Origin of the sequence: Micromonospora reichwaldensis (genome assembly GCF_031845925.1) — a bacterium.
Classification (GTDB): Bacteria; Actinomycetota; Actinomycetes; order Mycobacteriales; family Micromonosporaceae; genus Micromonospora; species Micromonospora reichwaldensis.
Genome location: NZ_JAVRFL010000009.1, coordinates 68,111 through 86,542 on the forward strand (window position 1 = coordinate 68,111; position 18,432 = coordinate 86,542).

At 66.5% G+C, this 18,432-nt stretch carries 18 protein-coding genes, 1 tRNA gene and 2 pseudogenes; 13 read left to right on the plus strand and 8 right to left on the minus strand.

Features of this window, described 5'->3' with window-relative positions; all coding sequences use genetic code 11:
• The first annotated feature begins 439 nt into the window (after positions 1 to 439).
• The 5 genes from RM555_RS09640 to RM555_RS09660 all read left to right on the plus strand — a co-directional run bounded on the left by RM555_RS09640 (position 440) and on the right by RM555_RS09660 (position 4,873).
• Positions 440 to 988: a DUF1062 domain-containing protein gene (locus RM555_RS09640; protein WP_311411425.1), complete on the plus strand. Its 549-nt coding sequence runs from the start codon at positions 440 to 442 to the stop codon at positions 986 to 988.
• A gap of 413 nt (positions 989 to 1,401) precedes the next feature.
• On the plus strand, positions 1,402 to 1,965 hold the full coding sequence (locus RM555_RS09645; RefSeq protein ID WP_311411426.1) for a GrpB family protein: 564 nt from the start codon (positions 1,402 to 1,404) through the stop codon (positions 1,963 to 1,965).
• A 522-nt stretch (positions 1,966 to 2,487) separates the two neighbouring features.
• Positions 2,488 to 3,009 (plus strand): SigE family RNA polymerase sigma factor, encoded by a 522-nt coding sequence (locus RM555_RS09650; protein ID WP_311411427.1) that lies wholly within the window; start codon positions 2,488 to 2,490, stop codon positions 3,007 to 3,009.
• Positions 3,002 to 4,276, plus strand: coding sequence for a rod shape-determining protein MreC (locus RM555_RS09655; RefSeq protein ID WP_311411428.1), 1,275 nt, complete (start codon positions 3,002 to 3,004; stop codon positions 4,274 to 4,276). The genes RM555_RS09650 and RM555_RS09655 overlap by 8 nt, the downstream gene beginning before the upstream one ends.
• A 309-nt stretch (positions 4,277 to 4,585) precedes the next feature.
• Complete coding sequence (locus RM555_RS09660; RefSeq protein ID WP_311411429.1) at positions 4,586 to 4,873, plus strand: hypothetical protein; 288 nt, start codon at positions 4,586 to 4,588, stop codon at positions 4,871 to 4,873.
• Positions 4,874 to 5,007: 134 nt separating this feature from the next.
• On the opposite strand, the gene RM555_RS09665 is transcribed toward RM555_RS09660, so the two are convergent.
• Entirely contained in the window at positions 5,008 to 5,610 is a 603-nt protein-coding gene (locus tag RM555_RS09665; RefSeq protein ID WP_311411430.1) for an SMI1/KNR4 family protein, read from the minus strand.
• 1,008 nt (positions 5,611 to 6,618) lie between these two features.
• Here RM555_RS09665 and RM555_RS09670 point away from each other — a divergent pair.
• A complete protein-coding gene (locus RM555_RS09670; protein WP_311411432.1) occupies positions 6,619 to 7,023 on the plus strand; it encodes a hypothetical protein in 405 nt (134 codons plus the stop codon).
• A gap of 129 nt (positions 7,024 to 7,152) precedes the next feature.
• Here RM555_RS09670 and RM555_RS31135 read toward each other — a convergent pair.
• Positions 7,153 to 7,287 (minus strand): annotated as a pseudogene (locus RM555_RS31135) (IS110 family transposase); the annotation flags it as partial.
• 829 nt (positions 7,288 to 8,116) lie between these two features.
• On the opposite strand from RM555_RS31135, the gene RM555_RS09680 reads away from it, so the two are divergent.
• Together RM555_RS09680 and RM555_RS09685 are read left to right on the plus strand one after the other, a co-directional pair.
• Positions 8,117 to 9,580: a PIN-like domain-containing protein gene (locus tag RM555_RS09680; RefSeq protein ID WP_311411523.1), complete on the plus strand. Its 1,464-nt coding sequence runs from the start codon at positions 8,117 to 8,119 to the stop codon at positions 9,578 to 9,580.
• Between the two features lie 777 nt (positions 9,581 to 10,357).
• Complete coding sequence (locus RM555_RS09685; protein ID WP_311411434.1) at positions 10,358 to 10,720, plus strand: hypothetical protein; 363 nt, start codon at positions 10,358 to 10,360, stop codon at positions 10,718 to 10,720.
• A gap of 76 nt (positions 10,721 to 10,796) precedes the next feature.
• Here the strand turns inward: RM555_RS09685 and RM555_RS09690 are convergent, their stop codons facing one another.
• A complete protein-coding gene (locus tag RM555_RS09690) occupies positions 10,797 to 11,384 on the minus strand; it encodes a hypothetical protein (RefSeq protein ID WP_311411436.1) in 588 nt (195 codons plus the stop codon).
• 59 nt (positions 11,385 to 11,443) lie between these two features.
• Positions 11,444 to 12,499 (minus strand): IS110 family transposase, encoded by a 1,056-nt coding sequence (locus tag RM555_RS09695; RefSeq protein ID WP_449560141.1) that lies wholly within the window; start codon positions 12,497 to 12,499, stop codon positions 11,444 to 11,446.
• A gap of 300 nt (positions 12,500 to 12,799) precedes the next feature.
• Here RM555_RS09695 and RM555_RS09700 point away from each other — a divergent pair.
• Positions 12,800 to 13,081, plus strand: a pseudogene (locus RM555_RS09700) (tyrosine-type recombinase/integrase); the annotation flags it as partial.
• A 75-nt stretch (positions 13,082 to 13,156) separates the two neighbouring features.
• Here RM555_RS09700 and RM555_RS09705 read toward each other — a convergent pair.
• Both RM555_RS09705 and RM555_RS09710 read right to left on the minus strand, forming a co-directional pair.
• Positions 13,157 to 13,228 (minus strand) — tRNA-Val (locus RM555_RS09705).
• Between the two features lie 104 nt (positions 13,229 to 13,332).
• Positions 13,333 to 13,878 (minus strand): TIGR02611 family protein, encoded by a 546-nt coding sequence (locus RM555_RS09710; RefSeq protein WP_311411524.1) that lies wholly within the window; start codon positions 13,876 to 13,878, stop codon positions 13,333 to 13,335.
• Positions 13,879 to 14,181: 303 nt separating this feature from the next.
• On the opposite strand from RM555_RS09710, the gene RM555_RS09715 reads away from it, so the two are divergent.
• Positions 14,182 to 14,613: an SsgA family sporulation/cell division regulator gene (locus RM555_RS09715; RefSeq protein ID WP_053653619.1), complete on the plus strand. Its 432-nt coding sequence runs from the start codon at positions 14,182 to 14,184 to the stop codon at positions 14,611 to 14,613.
• A 103-nt stretch (positions 14,614 to 14,716) separates the two neighbouring features.
• Here RM555_RS09715 and RM555_RS09720 read toward each other — a convergent pair whose 3' ends face one another.
• Positions 14,717 to 15,493, minus strand: coding sequence for a glucose 1-dehydrogenase (locus tag RM555_RS09720; RefSeq protein WP_311411439.1), 777 nt, complete (start codon positions 15,491 to 15,493; stop codon positions 14,717 to 14,719).
• A 262-nt stretch (positions 15,494 to 15,755) separates the two neighbouring features.
• Here RM555_RS09720 and RM555_RS09725 point away from each other — a divergent pair, with 262 nt between their 5' ends.
• Genes RM555_RS09725 through RM555_RS09735 form a run of 3 tightly spaced genes read left to right on the plus strand, consistent with a single transcriptional unit; the run spans position 15,756 to position 17,633 of the window.
• Positions 15,756 to 16,658 carry a helix-turn-helix transcriptional regulator gene (locus RM555_RS09725; protein ID WP_311411440.1) on the plus strand — a complete coding sequence of 301 codons (903 nt, stop codon included), beginning with the start codon at positions 15,756 to 15,758 and terminating at the stop codon, positions 16,656 to 16,658.
• 7 nt (positions 16,659 to 16,665) lie between these two features.
• On the plus strand, positions 16,666 to 17,121 hold the full coding sequence (locus RM555_RS09730; protein WP_121398934.1) for an RrF2 family transcriptional regulator: 456 nt from the start codon (positions 16,666 to 16,668) through the stop codon (positions 17,119 to 17,121).
• Entirely contained in the window at positions 17,121 to 17,633 is a 513-nt protein-coding gene (locus RM555_RS09735; RefSeq protein ID WP_311411441.1) for a GNAT family N-acetyltransferase, read from the plus strand. The genes RM555_RS09730 and RM555_RS09735 overlap by 1 nt, the downstream gene beginning before the upstream one ends.
• Before the next feature lie 101 nt (positions 17,634 to 17,734).
• Here the strand turns inward: RM555_RS09735 and RM555_RS09740 are convergent, their stop codons facing one another.
• On the minus strand, positions 17,735 to 18,343 hold the full coding sequence (locus RM555_RS09740; protein ID WP_396888722.1) for a flavin reductase family protein: 609 nt from the start codon (positions 18,341 to 18,343) through the stop codon (positions 17,735 to 17,737).
• Between the last annotated feature and the right edge of the window lie 89 nt (positions 18,344 to 18,432).

Here is an 18,432-nt window from a genome sequence, read left to right on the forward strand (position 1 = left end):
CGGCGATCGGACGGCGCGTTCTCCTCAGCCGCACCACCTCGCGCGTCAGGTAGCCGCTGAAAAGAGTTCCACTTCGCCGTGGCGTTTCGACACCCCGTCGATGTCGAGCCCGTCAGTCATGTCGCTCCCCTCATCCCCGTGACGACTGGACCTCACCGGTCGCAGGCGGATCGCTCTTCGAGCCGGAAAACCGTTTGAGCCCTCCTTCCGCGTTCCCGTAGGTTGCCGATGCCCCGTCGCAGCGAGGACAGAGGACAAACCGCGTGACCCCGCCCGCTCTTTAGACCTGACGCCTTCTTCCGCGCATCTACAGGCCGACCCACCCGTCGGTTCTGCCGGGCTGCCCGCGTGCGCCCGTTCATGCAGCGTTTGAGGCCGCGCGCAATCGGCCTCGTGTCAGGTCTTCAGAGAGATCATCGTGTCTTCACAACCTCATACTGTGCTGCCCTGGATCGTTCGCCGGACCAGGCTGCCTCTGCTGTCGTTGCGGTGCGTGGACTGCCGGTCGGAGTCGGCCACCACCGGCGAGGGCAGGTTCCGCGTCAACGCCAACGGCAAGCTGCTGGACGTGTGGCTGCTGGTCCGTTGCGTGTCCTGCAATCGGACGAGCAAACTCACCGTGCACGAGCGAGCGTCGGTCAGATCCTTCGATCCGGTATTACTCGACGGCTACCACGCCAACGATCCGGAGCTCGTGGCGGCCACGCTGCTGGATCCGCTGCTCGCCCGACGCAACCGGTACGCCCTGGACTGGCAGGGGGCCTGGCATCTGGACACCCCGCCGGCACAGCTCGACGAGGCGTGGCCACTGCAGGTGAAGGTTGACTTCGAGGATCCGGTGCCGGTCCGCCCGGAGCGGCTCATCGCGCAAGGGCTCCGCCTCAGCAGAAACGAGGTACTGCGCCGGATCAAGTGTGACATTTCCCTGCGCCGTCCGACGAGCGCCGGATTCACTTTCGTCGTGATGATGGGGGACTCGATGAACTGATCCGCACTCCCAGCGGCGGGAGTCACAGACCCTACAACGCCACACACGCATACAGCGGGAATCAGAAGTGGGGACATAGGCCGGCTCGCCATGTCCCCACTTCTGACCACATCCGTTCGTTGCCGTCCACCGCCTTCTGGCTTGATCAAATGCACTCAACTCGGCAGATCCGTGAGCGCTGGCCATGTCCCGGAGGCCATGTACGCGGCGAGGACGTAGTTGGGGTGGCGGTCGAGGTTCTTGCGTGCTCGGGCGTAGCGCATCGTGGTTCTCGGTTGGCGCGGCGGGCGGGGTCGTTCATACGGCCTGACCCGGTCGTAGCAGATGGCTGACAGCCGTCGAGACGGTTCTATGAGGAGAAGGGACGATGAGAGGCATCGCCCGACCCGTACTTCACCTGAAAGGCGGTTCTCGTGGACGGCACACCGGTTACCCTCAGCCCGTACGACCCGCAATGGGCTGTGCTGTTCGATCAGGAGCGGGCCATCCTCGAAACCGCTCTGGTGCAATGGCTGGTCGGGCCAGTCGAGCACATCGGCTCCACGTCGGTGCCCGGCCTGGCAGCAAAGCCGATCATCGACATGATGGCGCCGGTGCGCAGCCTGTCAGAGGCAGTAGCCGCCATCGAGGTGGTGACCGCTCTCGGTTACCGCAACGGCGTGCACCGCCCGGAGGAAGCGCACTACTTCTTCAAGCCGCAGACCGACAACTGGTGGGAGCGCACCTACCAGCTTCATCTCACCGAGCCGACCTCCCTGCTGTGGCGGCGACGAGTCGCGTTCCGCGATGCGCTGCGGTGCCGAGCGGACTATCGGTCCCGGTACGAGCGCCTCAAGCGCGATCTCGCGCACGCTCACGGCGCTGACCTCATGGCCTACGCGCGCAACAAGGACGACTTCGTCAACGAGGTCCTCGGCGCGCGCGACAAGACGCAAGCTCCGACCGTCAGCTACACCCGGGGACCTGACGGTCTCTGACACCCGACGGATGAGGTCGAGTGGATCCTCGGTCCAGTGGGAGGCGAGGACCAGTTCCCGGGCCGGGTCCACCCACAGCAGGTGCCGTCCACCGTTGCCTCGGGCGCAGCGACCGGTGTTCGGGGCATCCGGTCACGGGATCTGCTCGTCGTTGAGCCACCAGAGGTAGCCGTATTCGTGCTTGACCGGGCACGGGGCCACGACTGGTCAACCCACGTCTTGCTCAGCAGCCACTCCCCGCCCAGCTCCCTCGGTCAAGGAAGAGTTGCCGTCATTCGCATCGAGCGGGCCACCCGCCCGATCCGCGAGGGTAAGCGCATTCGCGGCAGCGCCCTGGGTCATCAGCCTGCCAACGACCGGCGGGCCCCGGAGCTGACCGAGGAAACCGGGCTGGTCGTCACCCTCACCGACCCGCGGGTCGAGATGATCATCGTCAGAAAGTTCCGGAGTCACGGCAACGTTTGCTGGAGTCGAGAGCGTAAGTAGTGGCCGTGAGATTGAAACTGAGGGTGCGGGTGGCTGATGCACGATCGCGAGGATAAGGAGGTGACAGCCTTTGTACGGGCGCGTTACGGATCGCTGCTCCGGACCGCCTTCCTGCTGTGCGGAGACCGAGGGAAAGCCGAGGATCTGGTCCAGACGACGTTGGCCAAGACGGTTGTGGCGTGGCCTCGACTGCAACGCTCGGAAGGCGTCGATCACTACGTTCGGCGCATTCTAGTCAACACGTTCGTGACCTGGAGGCGGCGCCGATCCTGGTGGGAGCAGCCCTTGGGTCGGCTGGTGGAGAGTCAGGCGCGCGACGAGTACGTGGGGGTGGAACAGCGGGACTTGCTTCGCCGGGCGTTGGACGGGCTGCCGGCACGACAGCGTGCCGCCGTCGTACTGCGCTTCTACGAGGACCTGTCCGAGCAGGACACGGCGCACGTACTGGGTTGTTCGGTTGGCACGGTCAAGAGTCTTTCATCAAGGGGTCTGCAGGCTCTGCGTAAGCAGTGGGTTGAGGCCGACGCTGTTGCTGATGAAGAGGTGCGCTATGCATGACACGACCGAGTTGCGTGACGGCCTGGCGGATCTGGCCGAGTCGGTAGTACCGACCGAGGGCTATGAAGGCAAGATCATGCGGCGGGCAGACCGGCGTCGCGGGCGGCGGCGTATCGCCGCCGCAGCCGCGGCTGCTGTCTGCGTGGCGGTGCTGGTCACGGTGTTTCGGGTTGTCGGATTCGGGTCCACACCGCAACTCGCTGCACCGCCGCCGGATGGCCCGTTTCTGGGGTGGTCCCCGGTGGGAGACGTGGACGCTGGCCTGGTGCGTGAGGCCACCAGCGTCTGGGACCGTGCCAACTCGGCAGGCCCGCACACTGATGTGCGGGCCCTTGTCGCGACGCGCCATCCACGCCTGCGCTCGACGGTGGTCGTGCTGCAGGGGTACGACAAGCAGGGCGGCGCGCGGTTGGCGTTCTTCACTGGTGATCTTGGTGCGGCGGACGCCTTGCGGATGCGGGTTGATCGGCCGGTGCCCGACCCGGTGAAGACTCAGGTGATAAGTCTGGTCAGTCCACGGTTGTCCGGAGCCACCGGCGAGGTCAGTAATGACCCCTGGGGTACCTATGCCATTGCCCTCGCCATGCCGGGCGTGACAGCGGTGCGGGTGTCGAGTACCGCAGTCGATAATGAAATGATCCAAGAACCGGACGGACCCACCAGTCGCCTTGTGGTGAAAGAACTCCCGATCTCTGCGACCGCGCAGACGACGACGATCGCGGGGTTCACCAAGCCGAAGCGACCGTTCGCCAGCCTCACGAAGGTGTTCGAGGTACCTGGTGAGGACGGTGTGGACGGCGACGCGCGGGCCGTACCCGCTGAGGTACTCCGCAGGAACGGCCAACAGATAGTCGTGGCGTTTCCGAAGGATCAAGCAGTCCGGCAGGGGCAACTGGCCGTCGTCGCCGAAGGCTTGGTGGGACGCGTAACGGCAGTCGATGCCGTCCGCGGCGAAGCCACTGTCGACCTCGTTACCAGCACCGGATTCGCCGGCCAGGTGTACACGAATATCAGTAATGTTCCGGGTTCCGTGCGCGGTACCGGCGGAAAGCTGGTCATGGAGGGCGTTCCCGCAGACGGTGAGGTTTACCAGACCAACCGTGTCTTGATGCCGGATCCGTCCCAGCGGAGCAATCAGGTTGGCGCTGTCACGATCGGGCGAGCGTCTGCGGACAAGGCGGCAGGCGCGACCACGGTGGAGCTGACGCCAACAGCCGACCTTGCCAACCTGACTAGATTGTCGATCATGACGCCGTTCGTACCCTGACGGCAGCCCACCGACGCAAGGATGCGCGGAGGCGACTCGCCTCCGCGCATCCTCAACATATCTGCAGGTCAGTAGTGGACCGAGCCGCTGCCGGAAGCCTTTGGGATGTCACCGCCGCTCCCAGCTGCTGGCTCGCCGCCAGCAGGCTCGTTGGCGCGGCGCCCCGATGACGCCCCGGTCAGCACTGATCAACGCGTGAGCGGCCCTCACTCTCCTTCGGGAGGGCCGGGAACCCGCTTCATGATGTAGTTGATGTACGTCAATTTATCTGACAGGCTCGGCATTCGGATCGAACAGAGTGGAGCTCGCATGTCTGCACTTCGTCGGGTCGTCGCAGCCACAGCGCTGGTCGGAGCGGTGTCCGCGTCCGTCCTGCTCTCCGGGCCTGCGGTCGCCGCCGAAACCAAGACCTTCTACGGCAACGGAATGAGTAACAACTACTTCACGGCGCTGACCAACGCCAACAACGCTGCGCGCTCCCTTGCCAGCGCCGACGGCTTCGCCCCGGACACGCAGTGCAGCCACGGTGGAAGCTTCACGACGCAGCCGTGGCCGGGCCTCTACTCGGTGCTGGCACAGATCAACTGCACCCGCTGAGCATCCAACTCAGGGGCTTCGGGGATAGCCTCGCCCGGCTCCGGGGAACGCTTCGTGTGGTAGCTGGATCGGGGTAAGGACCAACGCCGACCGCGGCCTGCCGGCTAGATCAACCGCCACCTCCAGCGGAGTGCTCAGCCTTTGCGGTTCGGGTCGGTGAGGGCGTCCCAGTCGTCAGCGCTCATCGGGAACGGCCCCCAGTGCGGGAGGTAGAAGGGTCGCCGCGGTGGGGCGGCCACTGTGAACGGCTTGAACTCCGGATCTGCGATCACCCGGTAGACGAACTCGGCCGTCGACATGTCGAGCTGATGCCACGGTTCGATGCCGTCCCACCGCGCGACCACAGGCCACCGGTCGGGCTCCACGGAGCGGTCCGCCAGCCAGTAGTACTCCCCCTCGGTCTGATCGCTGCCCCATTGGATCAGCCCCGGCCCCTTGTCAGGCTCGTAGATCTCGTAGGGGGCCCACAACCGCGCGGAGTCATTACCGTTTGGCCACTGCCGGGAAAGATCCCACGTCCCAAGCAACGGCTGCGCGTGATCGTCGGTCGGCCGTAGAAGGTCTAGGTACGCGTAGAACGCCCCCGACACGAACCGCCGGCACAGCTCCTTGAAGTCCGCCGGCAGGGCGACGCCGAGTTCCGCCTCCACCTGCTCCCAGTCAGCACCGCCCTCAGGCTCATGGCACCACCCGGTCACGTCGATGATCCGGTCGATCCACGTCAGCTGATCATTCACGACCGGCAAAGTAACAGCACGGGCGGATATCACCTCGCCTGGTCGTCACCCGCCCGCTGACCGTTGCTGTACTTCACTGCTGTACGACAGCAGAAAGGCCACCTCCCAAGACTGGGAAGTGGCCTTTTACCTGCGTGGGCGATACTGGGATCGAACCAGTGACCTCTTCGGTGTGAACGCGGATGGGGCTCACCGTCGGGTGCTAACGGACGCCGCTCTGTGGTGCCGAGCATGGCCACTTTGCTGTCCTGTGTCGCTTGCCGCTTGCCGCTGGCCGTTGCTGTTGCTTTCGCTGCCTCCTGGCTGCCTCACCTCGCCCACCTCACCTGGGATCAACATCGAGGCCGCCTCTCGCCGACGATGTCACACCCACCTGCCAACGTTGATGCGCCTGACGATCGGGAGGGACAACATGGCTTCAGCGAAGCGGCAACGCCAACGCGAGCGCCGAGCCCTGGGGCAACCTGCGCAAGCTACCGCGCCGATTGAGGTCGCGGTGCCACCGAAGCAGACGAAGCGAGCATGCGAACGGTGTGGGGAAGGTTGCCGAACGGACAAGCCCATCTACGGATGGGTATGCGCCAACTGCGCCTATGAGCTTGACCGGTACGTCACGATTCGAATGGGTCTCACCGGAGGCACAGCAGTCGACGTTCACGAGGCCGCCAAGCGACGTGGGGACCTTCCTCCGCCCGGTCCACGTGGACTGGGCATCAACGTCCGCAAGCCGTAGGTGCCGCAAGACGCCGGTGGCGACACACGGTTTAGAAAATGTGGACACGGGCGGAAACCCGCTCGGCAGCATCAGACCGGATCCCGCCATGGCCGTCTCTTACACCACAAGCGCGGACGTGACCCCACGTGAGCTGCTGTTGCCTGGCCCATGAGCTGGGAACGCGGTCCGCCATCGTCCGTGCTTGTCCGCTAGCGTCCACACCGATCGTCACCCAGTTGGTCACCCAGGCTGAGGTACAAGAACTGAGCGACGGCCGACCTAAGCTAGGCCGCGTGATTGTCGATGGCCTGCCGCTGCCCGTCGCCCTGGTCCAACTCATTGCGCAGGGCAGGTGGGTTGCGCCTGCCGATGAGGGCCGCTATCTAGACGTCTTCGGCGAGCCGCCGGTGATGCCGGCGTTCCTGCCAACTGAACGGATGCACCGGAACTCGCGGTGGATTAACAAGATCGATCACGACTACCGGCAGTTCTACGTTGGGAGCCCGACTCCCGGTACTCCGCCCGGCGACGTTGACCCGGAATTGTCTCTACTCATCTGTGACCTAGGCCCTGATCAGCCAGTCTCCCTGGACTTTCGGCCATCGCTGGCGTCCCCATCGGTGATCTACCTCGGTGAGCCAGGCTGGACCGAGGTTGCATCGACTATCGAGGTCTTCGCGATGAAGATGGGTCTGTAGGGGCTGCCGGCAGCCCCTACACCCGAGTAGAAGACGGCTCGTAGCCACGGGGGCGCTGGGCCGGTGGCCACTGCGGGACCTTCCCGCGATACCACCACCTGTGTTGCCATCCCGATGCTCCTATGGAGGTCAAGGGGTGAGGGCGGCGAAGTCTGCGCGTAGGGCGGTGTAGACGTCGCGGACGATGTAGCGCTTGAGGCAGCGGAGGATTTCTTGCTTGCTGAGGCCTTCGGTGATGCGTCGTTGCTGGTAGGCGCGGGTGCGTACCGATCAACGACGTAGCGAAGGTGATGGGCCACGAGCAGACATCGACGACTTTGAACCGCTACATCCACTCCACGGCTGAGCGCGACCGCCGGGTGCTGAAGTCCTTCGCTGCCTTCTCGCTGCCTTCGGGCAACGAATAACCCTCAGATACGAGTCAAGGCCCCTCAATCGAGGGGCCTTGACCTTGCCTTATTCATGATGGGCGATACTGGGATCGAACCAGTGACCTCTTCGGTGTGAACTGTCGGCAAGGCGGCCGGGTTGGGCTGGACGCGAGGTCAGGCGGCCTGCTGACGCATTACTCGACCCGGTTCGGTTGGCATGGTTGCTGTACTTCAGTGCTGTACTGCGGGCATCACGCGAGGCGCTGGATGCCCACCTTCGGCTGCTCGTTCCTCAGGTGGCCCTGCCTATGCCCGTGGGACTCGCTCGCCCCGGACCTCCCGGCCGTAGTCCGGGTCCGCGGGATCACCGGTGGAAGTGACCTCTTCGGTGTGAATGTTGATCTAGCCCTCCAGTGCAAAGCAAGCAACACCGACCGATGTCGGAGCGTGCGCCCCGGCGACCATCAAAGGCCGCGTAACGACAGCCAGCATCGGCCCTCTTGCTGATTTCTCGCTGACGTCGCGCCCAGTCCCGGCTAGGCGCTGGCTGGCCGGCACAACCAGCTCAAGCCCATAGTGGCACCTGAGGTCAGTGCCACCACCGCAGAGACCTGCCGACCAAGTCATGGTCTCCCAGCGCCACCAGCCCACCATCGGGCAATCGCACGTCGTCCGTCGGCAGGATGCAACAACCTCGACCGAGCCTGTACGTTCGCCAGGTGATGCGGCGGCAGTCAGAAGACCCCGGAGTCGGATTCGGCTTGGCAGGGAGGTTCGAAGCATGGTGGACGCAAGGCAACGACACCTCGGAGTTCCTGCGCGACGGCCTCATTGCTCTTGATGCAAACACGCTTTTGCATCTGTACCGCGTAACCCCAGCCACAAGGGAGCAGGTTCTTTCAGTATTCACGGATCTCGCGGATCGAATCTGGGTTCCACACCATGCGGCGCTTGAGTTCCACCGCCACCGGGTCGGCGTTGTTACGACTAGGACCAGCCAGTTTAGCCAGCTGAGGGGAGTCCTTCAGCGAGCTGCCGAGAATGCGGCGACGGAACTGCAGAAGGCAGTTGATAGACTCGTCGCATTTCGTCAGGCAAACATGACCCGAAGGACCTGGGACGCCAAATCAAATGGCCTCACCAGAGATGACTTCCTGGCAAGACTCGAAGGAGCGATGGATCCTGCGATAGCAGAACTCGCCGCCTTAGAGTTCGAGTACGACCTCGGTCCTGAAGATATGCAGGGACGAGATCCAGTCCTAGAGCGGTTAGATCAATTGACCATCGGCAAGATCGGGCCAAGCTTTAGCCATGGCCGCATCGCCGAACTCGTCAGGGAGGCAAGCGAATTTCGGTATCCGAACAAGGTTCCTCCGGGTTACGAGGACGCTAAGAACAAATCTACGGCATACCTTGCGGCCGGCGATTATATTCTCTGGCGCCAGCTGATAGAACAGGCGGCAAGCTCTACCTGGGAGCGGGTCACCCTAGTCACAATAGACGTCAAAGAAGATTGGTGGGATATTGACAAAAGGGGCCACCCGAAGCGCGCCCGCCCGGAGCTCCAGCAGGAGTTTTACGAAAGCACGGGGTCGAAGCTAAACATCATGACGCTATCGGAATTCCTGACAGCCGTAGCCCCCTACACCCCAGCAGGAGTATCCGAGGAGACCGTCAAGGAAGTCCGGTCATTTGAGCTGGAAGTAGAGCTCGCAAATGCCATGGCTGAACTATTTGGGAGCGATGACGACTCGGAGGTTCCAGGAAACCCCGATCTATTCGATCTAACACTCAGCGAGTTTGAAAGACTCATCGCCCTACTCCTTAGTGCGATGAAATTCGATGACGTTACCCGCCTACACGAACCCGATTCGGGGTTCGACATTGTCGCCTTCGATACGTTCAATGGAGCACGCGAGACGACGCTCATCGAAGCAAAGCGCTACAGGCATGCCGTGAGCCTGGAACCGGTGATGGCACTTTACGGGGCAATTAAGAGCACCGGAGCCGACAAGGGAGTACTCTTTACAACTAGCCACTTTGGAGAGAAGTCACACGCGTTCGTATCAGACAAACCGATCAGACTTGTCGACGGACCCGAGCTACTGGAACTGCTGCAAATCCACCTAGGAATCGACGCTACTATTTCTGTGCACCGGCACCCTCGTGACGGGAAGCAGTCCTAGAAGGCGGCCCTTCCTCTCTTGAGCCAAGCAAGCCGAGGCTTCCGCGTTCCCCTGCCTTGCAAAGATCGGACCTGCTGCCTGCCCGCGTCGGTGACTGCCGCTGACCTGCTCGCTGTGTCGCCCGCCGTCGACCCGGGACCGTGTCCATCGGCGGGCTTGGCTGTACGGATGGTTGTACAGCCACCTTCTGATCCGTAGCTCCAGGCGATGCGATCTCCTACGGCCGTCACCGACGTCGGACAGCTCCTGGTCGTCGCCTGGTAGCTCTTGCGGCTCCGTCGGTTGCTGTACATCGCTGCTGTACTGCTGGGTCCGCTAACGGGGCAGGCAGGACCAGCCAGAGGCCGCCGACCTCTTCGTCCCGAACGCCAGCACGGCGCATTATCGGCTGTCAGCCGTTGTCGTTCGGTACAGGTGGCATGACCGCCGTATCGGCCAGCGCCGGGTGTTGCTGGTGACTGGCGACCGTTTCACTGCCTTCGTGCTGCCTCTGTCTTGCGAAGATCAACTGCTACGGGCCAGTGTCGGTCAGAGCCGCGTGCGCTTGCTCACGCACGGGAACCAGAACTCGCGCCTCAGCGGCACAATGAGCTGGTGGCTGTCAGCACTCCCTTGTGGGTACCCCTAGTCGTAGCTGCTGTCGGTGTAGCCGGCACTGTTGCTTCCGCCCTACTGACACAACGCGCAGGAAGGAAGCGTGAAGACGAGCGTTGGCGGAGAGGCCGTGAGGCGGATGAAGTTCGATGGCATCGGCAAAAGCAGGATCATCTGCGCGAAATGCGTATAAAGCTCTATGTTGATGTCGCGGAGTACGCCGAACGAGGAGAAGCTTTTCTTGAGAAGGCCACTGACGATATTGGCTTCCTTGCTAGGAGGGATCCTAGCGACCCCATGCATACGGAGAGGCTGGGAGCCCAGCTCCGCCTTCTTGCTCCAGAAGCCGTGCACGAACCCTGGGCGGCCTTCCTAAAGGCAGAGGATATGATCATATGGGAACTGCACGAGGGGAGCCCTAATCTCGGCCTTCAGGGGCGCCCATACTTAGACGCCGAAGATCCGCTCATTACCAATGCCGTTGCCGCGCTAAATGAGCTACGCAAGCAGCTTAAGATTGCACTGCAAGACCCGGACAAAACGTGAGACGCGGTTCGCGCAGAGCGTGCCGCAGGCTATGCGGATTAGGGCCTCCTCACGCTCGGAGTGACCTTCCAGCCGTTTAGCTGCCCGCTTTACTCCACAGCGAAGACGGCACCTGATCAGAGAAACCCATGTGGTACGGAATTTCATCCATGACATCCATCAGCAAACCCGTAAGGTCATCTAGCCATTCCACGTACAGGCAGCCGCCCTCGTAGCGGTTGAAAAAGCCAAGTGAGGGTGGCATCTTCTCGAAAATTCGACCAAGCGATTCATCCGCGCGAGCATTTAGGTAGCCACCGTAGGTTATTTGTATGCGATTAAGCTCTCTCAGCCATTCTCGTACGTGATCCAACGCCTCACCCCTAAGCTGCATATCGCTGCATGGCAGCCGGTGCTCACCAGTGTGGCTGGCGCTGGAGTGTCCCCCGTAGAGGGCGTCCGCCTGCGAGTGAATTCTTTCGAGGCTGGCTGTAATTTCTGTGACAGCCCATTGTTTCATAGCGAGCCGGGCGGCAATCGATTGCTGCTCAACCATGGCCGCTACCTGCATTTGAGCTGCGCTCAAGGCCGCCTTGACCCGAGACCGCACGCCGATCGTCGTGAAAATCCCACCGATGACCGCGCCAATCAAACCACTCGCCACACCAGACCAGAAATCGGACACAAGAGCATGGTGGCAGAAGCCCGCTACCTGCTTTCGCCATCCCGATGCTCCTATGGAGGTCAAGGGGTGAGGGCGGCGAAGTCTGCGCGTAGGGCGGTGTAGACGTCGCGGACGATGTAGCGCTTGAGGCAGCGGAGGATTTCTTGCTTGCTGAGGCCTTCGGTGATGCGTCGTTGCTGGTAGGCGCGGGTGCGTTGGTCGTAGCGCAGGCGGCAGAGAGCGATGGTGTGTAGGGCGTGGTTGGCGCCGCGATCGCCTCCTCGGTGCAGGCGGTGGCGGCGCACCCGTCCGGAGCTGGCGGGGATGGGTGCCGCTCCGCAGAGGTGGGCCAGGGCTGCTTCGGAACGCAGCCGGTCGGGGTTGTCGCCGGCGGTGGTGAGCAGTTGCGCGGCGACGTCGGTGCCGACGCCGAACAGGGCGCTGGTGCGTGGTGCGGCCTGGCGGACCAGCGGTGCCAGCTGCCGGTCGAGAGTGGTGATCTCCTCGGTGAGTGCGACGACCCGTCGGGCGAGTCCGGCCAACGCGGCTGCGGTGGCGTGTTCCGGGTCGTTGAGGCGGGTCGAGTCGATGGTTAGGGCGGTGCAGCGTGTGACCAGGACTGCTCCGCTGAGCTTGGTCAGCTTCGCCCGCAGAGCTTCCGGTGCGGCGGCGACCAGGCCGCGCATCTGGTTGATCGCCGCTGTGCGGGCCTTGACCGCCCCCTGGCGGGCTACTCGCAGGGCGCGGATAGCTTCCACGGGGCCGGTGCGGGTCTTTGGGATACCCATGGCAGTGCCCGCGAGGGTGCTCCGGGCGGCGGCGATGGCGTCGATCGGGTCGGACTTGCCCTTGCTCCGGCGGGTCCTGCGATCCGGGCGGTCGACCTCGACAACGGTGATCTTTTGGCTGGTCAGGTGGCGGGCCAGGCCGGCGCCATAGCTGCCGGTGCCCTCGACGCCGATGGCGATCAGCCGGCCGAACGAGCGCATCCAGGCCAGTAGGTCGGCATAGCCGGCGGCGGTCGCCGGGAACTGGGCGTCGCCCAGGAGCCCGCCCGTGCTGTCGATGACCGCCGCGTGGTGGGTGTCGCGGTGCGTGTCGACACCACCGATGACCGATCGCTTCTTCGCTGCCATGCTGGTGAGGTCCGCCTTTCTCGGTCGCGTCGAGAACATGTGGACACGTCACCGGTCAGGCGATGCGGACAACACAGTGGTGGGCGCCTCTCGCACAGGCTCCTATCAAGTCACGCTCCCTGACCGGTGACATGCAGATGCCGGGGTCACCGAGTCGGCCGACGAATCGGGATAAGGACAGCAACGTCGGTCTGCCGGTGAGTCAGACCAACCCGGCGACCCACCCCACCATCCTCACTGTCTGCCGCCGACCCACACACCGTGGAGCGGGCCAGGGCCAGGGTGACAAGGTGGAGCGCCCTACTGGTGTTCACCACCCGCTACGGCACCCCGATCGAGCCGCGCAACTTTCAGCGATCCTGGCAGGCCCGGTGCACCAACGCGGGGCTTCGTCCGATCACCGTGCACGACGCCCGCCGGACGTGCGCCTCACTGCTCGCAGACTTGGACGTGCATCCTCGCGTGGCCATGCAAGTTCTCCGGCACGCTCGCTTCTCAGTGACGATGGAGATCTACACGCAGGTCTCCTCGAAATCGACCCGCGAAGCGCTCAAGCGGCTTGGTGATTCGCTCAACAGCTGACCGTTGCTGTACTCCGCTGCTGTACGGGCAGCAGAAAGGCCACCTTCATCAATGGAAGGTGGCCTTTGACCTGCGTGGGCGATACTGGGATCGAACCAGTGACCTCTTCGGTGTGAACGAAGCGCTCTCCCGCTGAGCTAATCGCCCTCAGCGCCGCTGACTCTACCTGATCGAGGGACCGGACCGGAAATCCGGGGTCCGCGCGCCGCGCCGCGGTCGGGCGACCCGGCGGAGCACCGGGCCGGTCCGGGTCAGTGCGTCGCCAGGTAGTGCAGCGCCTCGGCGACCACGTCGATGCCGAAGCTGTACTTCAGTGACAGCCAGACCACCGAGCCGACGAAGACCAGGCCGACGGAGCCGAGCACGAAGCGTACGGCCAGTGAGCGGTCCTTCACCCACTGGGTCCAGTTGTGCACGTGGCGACGGGTGAAGCCGAGCAGCCGGCGGGCCCAGTGGAACTCGACGGCCCAGATGCCGAGGCCGGCGATCACCAGCAGCCAGCCCGGCCCGGGCAGCGGGATGAGGGCGATGCCGATGGTGACGACGAGGGCGCCGGCGATGGCGATGAAGATCTTGAGGGTGACCCGTCCGGTCGGGTTGGCCCGGATCAGGTCGAGGGTGGTGCTCAGCCGCTGCCGCCAGCGGGGTCGCTGCCGCCGCTCGACCAGCGTCGTGCCGCCTGCGCCATCCCGGTCGGTCGTCGGCCGACCGCGCCGGTCGTGCTGCTCCGTCGGCACCCCGTACCCCCGCCTTTCGGCTGCTCGGGCCGCGACGTTCGGCGGGCCCGGCACTGCCATCGGATCCACTGAGGATCGTTTCGTAACCATTTCCTCCCCCAGTGTGGCTCGCGCCCGTCACTGCAACGGCCGACTGGACGTTACCGGAGTAAGTCGACGACTGAACCACCCGATGCCGGGCGGGATCACGCACTGGGCAGAACCGGAAATCCTACATGAATATTCACATTCACGCGGCCTTTCCGACCCCCTTCCCACCACTGGGTGAAGTCAGCGTATGGCGGAGCGTAGCCAGGAGTAGCACCTGAGTATGGGAAAAGCGGGACACGCGCGTTCCGCAGCGGTGCCGGGGGGAGATCGTCCATGAGTGTCATCCGACCGACGACCGTAGAGGTCGAGACGTCGCTAAGGCTCGTCGCACCTGACGCCACCGCCTTGCCGGTGCGTGCCAGTCTGCGTTACGACCCTGCTGATCCGTATGCGGTCCATGTCCTGTTCCACGCCGAATCCGCCGGCGGAGAGGCGGTCAGCTGGTCGTTCGCCCGGGAGCTGCTGGTCACGGGCCTCGACGAGCCGGCCGGCATCGGCGACGTGCGGGTCTGGCCCTGGGCCACCCCGCGTGGGGACTTCGTCGCCCTGGCGCTGTCGTCGCCCGACGGCAACGCCCTGTTCGAGGTGCCGCGCAGCGTCCTGGTGCGCTTCCTGCGGCGGACCTACGTCGTCGTCCCGCGCGGCCGCGAGGCCGAGCACCTGGACGTCGACACCGCGGTGACCCGGCTGCTCGCCGGCCGCTGAACCACCGGCCACACCGGCCGTCCGGGGCCGCGCGGATCTGCCGAGTCCGCGCGGCTCCGGCCCACCAGGGGGTACGCGCACCGTCTCCCGCCCTTCGCCGAGCTCAGCCGTGGGTGGTGATGCCGCCGTCTACCGGGATCACCGCACCCGTGAGGTACGCGCCGGCGCGGGACGACAGGTAGATCGCGGTGCCGGCCATGTCCTCCGGCCGGCCGATCCGACCCAGCGGCACCTGCCCCTCGATGGCGGCCCGGGACGCGGGGTCGTCCAGCGCGAACGCCATCATCTTGCTCTCGAACGGCCCCGGCGCGATCGCGTTGACGGTGATCTGCTCGCCGGCGAGCTGGTGGGCCAGGCTGCGGGTGAGCATGTGCACGGCGGCCTTGGTCGCCGAGTACGCGTACACCTCCATCATCGGCACCCGGATGCCGTCGATGGAGCCGATGTTGATGACGCGGGCCGGGTCGTCGGCGCTGGCCGACGCGCGCAGCGCGGGCAGCAGCGCGGTGGTGAGCCGGAAGACGGCCTTGACGTTGACGGCCCAGAGCTTGTCGAACGCGCTCTCCGGGTACGACTCCAGCGGCGCGCCCCACGTCGCGCCCGCGTTGTTGACCAGCACGTCGAGCCGGTCGAACCGCTCCCGGACGGCGGCGGCCAGGCCCTCGGCGCCGGCGTCGTCGCCGAGGTCGGCGGGGATGGCCTCGCAGCGCCCCTCGGCGGAGAGTTCCTTGGCCACGGCCTCGCAGACGTCCGCCTTGCGGGACGAGATGAGCACGTGTGCGCCGGCCCGGACGAAGCCCTGGGCGATCATCAGGCCGATCCCCCGCGAGCCGCCGGTGACCAGGACCGTCTTGCCTTCGACCGAGAACAGATCCGTCATGCCCATCCCATCGCGAGTCGGCCGGGGCCGCCGGGGCGGTCCGGTCCGCGCGTACCGGCTCCGGTCGTGCCTCCACCGGACGGCGCTACCGTTCGGTAACGTAGCCCGCCCCCGACGACCTCGACAACCCCCGCCGGGCGCCCGCGCGGCCCGGCGCACCGCTCGGCCGACGGGCCGGAGCCGCGGTGCGACCGGCCGGCCGCTGGCCTGGGCGGCCTTCCCGGGATGCGTCGACCGTCGCCCCGGGCTACCGTCGCAGGCGATGGTCTCTTCCGGTCAGCTCTCCCCCGCTCCGCCCGGCAACCCGGCGACCGCCCCCGCCGAGATCGACACGGTCGCCCTCGGTGACCTCGCCCCCGAGCCGCGCTGGCGTTGTCCGGTGCTGCTGGAGAAGGACCTGCTCGTGCTGACCACGGGCGGACACGGCACGGCCGAGCTGGACTTCCGCGCCCTGCCCTGCCGCCCCGGCACCCTGCTGCGGGTGCGCGCCGGCCAGGTGCTGCGCTGCGCCGGCCCGCAGCTCGACGCGACGGTGGTGCGCTGGGATCCGGCGGCGCTGCGCGGGCTCGACGTCGACCCGGACGCCGTCCCGGCCTGGCTCCAGCTCGCCGGCGAGGACGAGGACGCGGTGATCAACGAGGTGAGCCAGCTGGCGGTGGACTGCCAGCGGCACCGGGGGTTGGCCGTGGCGCGCGGACTGCTCCGCCACCAGCTCGCCGTGCTGCTGCTCCGGCTGTCGATGCTGCCCGAACGCGCCCACCCGGCGACCCGGGCCGAGGCCGCCACCTTCCATCGACTGTGCCGCGAGGTCGAACGCGGCTACCAGCACACCCGCCGGGTCGAGGACTACGCCGCCCGGCTGGGCTGCTCGGTGCGTACGCTCACCCGGGCCTGCCTGGCGGTGACCGGGCGCAGCGCCAAGCAGGTGGTCGACGAGCGGGTGGCGCTCCAGGCGAGTCGGCTGCTGGCCGCCACCGACGAGCCGATCGCCCGCATCGGCCGGCGGTTGGGCTTCTCCGAGCCGACGAACTTCGGCCGGTTCTTTACCCGGGAGGTCGGGGTGAGCCCGGGCGCGTTCCGCGCGGCCCGTGAGCAGCCGGTACCCGGGCCGGTGGTCCGGCCCCGCCCGCCCGCCGACGCGACCGGCCGACCGCGCGGGGCATGATGTCGGGGTGCAGATCTCCGCGCGCGGCGACTACGCGGTACGGGCGGCCCTGAGCCTCGCCACCGCGTACCCTCGGCTGCTGTCCACCCAGGCCATCGCCACGGAGCAGGACATGCCGCGCAAGTTCCTGGAGGCCGTCCTGGCCGACCTGCGGCGGGCCGGCATCGTCCGGGCGCAGCGCGGCGCCGAGGGCGGCTACACCCTGGCCCGGCCGCCGCGCGAGGTGACCGTCGGCGCGGTGCTGCGCGCCGTGGAGGGTCCGCTGGCCGGGGTGCGCGGGCTGCGCCCGGAGGAAACCAGCTACGAGGGTGCGGCGGAGAACCTGCCCGGGCTCTGGGTCGCGGTGCGGGCCGCCGTGCGACGGGTGGTCGACGAGGTGAGCCTCGCGGAGATAATCAGTGGTCGACTGCCCGCCCACGTCCGTAGGTTGACGGCCCTGCCCGACGCCTGGGAGCCGCGCTGATGCCCACCCCCGTCCTGCGCACCGAGCGCCTGCTGCTGGAGCCCTACCGGCCGGACGACGCCGAGGACTCCATAGCCCTGCTCACCGACCCCGAGGTGGGCCGGTTCATGGGCGACGGTCCGCTGAGCGCCGAGGCGGCCGGCGCCCTCTTCGGGCGGATCTTCACGAAGGTCTACGCGGAGGACCTCTTCGACGTCTGGGCGGTGCGCCGGGACGGTCGCTACGTCGGGCACGCCGAGATCAAGCGGACGGACCAGGTCGACGGTCACGAGATCATCTACGCGCTGGCGAAGCCGGCCTGGGGCGCCGGGCTCGGCACGGAGCTGGCCCGGGCCCTGGTCCGCTACGGGTTCGACACCCTCGGCCTGCCCCGCGTGTACGCGACGGTCGCCGACGCCAACCACGCCTCGCTGTCGCTGCTGGGCAGGATCGGCTTCGTCCACGAACGCGACATCGCCGAGGACGACGGCAGCGTGACCCGCGTGCTCGTCGTCGACCACGCCCCCGCCTGACGCCGCCCCCGGTCACCGGCCGTGGTCCGCCGCCGGCCTGGTGTGCCCGGCACCGTGGACCACACCTGCCCGGCCGCGCCGTACGGGCGTGGCCCGGTCGGTCAGGGCCGGGCCGGCGTGCCCGTCGTGGTGTAGCCGCCCCGGTGGTGGACCAGCGGGGCCCCGTCCTCGCCGCCGCCGAGCGCGAGCGGCTCGACCACGAAGAGGGTGTGGTCGCCGACCGGCACCCGGTGCACGACCCGGCAGAGCAGCCGGGCCAGCGCTCCGGTCAGCAGCGGCACGTCGAACGGCCCCGGCGTCCAGTGCGGATAGGCGGCGAACCGGTCGATCCCGCCGGTGGCGAAGACCCGGGCGGCCTCCCGCTGGTGGGCGCCGAGCAGGTGCACGGCCACGTGCTCGGCCCGGGCGAAGACGGGCCAGCTCGACGAGGCGGTCCCAAGGCAGAACGAGACCAGCGGCGGGTCCAGCGAGACCGACGTGAACGACGTGGCGGTGAAGCCGGCCCGGACGGGCCCGCCGGAGGCGTCCGGGTGGGGCGGCGCGGCGCCCGGGTAGGCCGGCGCGGCGCCCGGGTCGCCCGGGTGGCCCGGGGCGACGGCGGTGACGACGGTGACGGTGGCGGCCTGCCGGCGCAGCAGCGCCCGGAACAGGTCCCGGTCCACCGGCAGCAGGTCGGCACCGCCCTGCCGGGCCCACTCCACGGTGGTCACGCCGGCTGCGGGGTCGGGTGGGCGCCGGAGGTGCGGGGCAGCCCTCCCTCGACGGGCAGCCGAGCCGCGTGGAGAAGATCGTCCCGCTG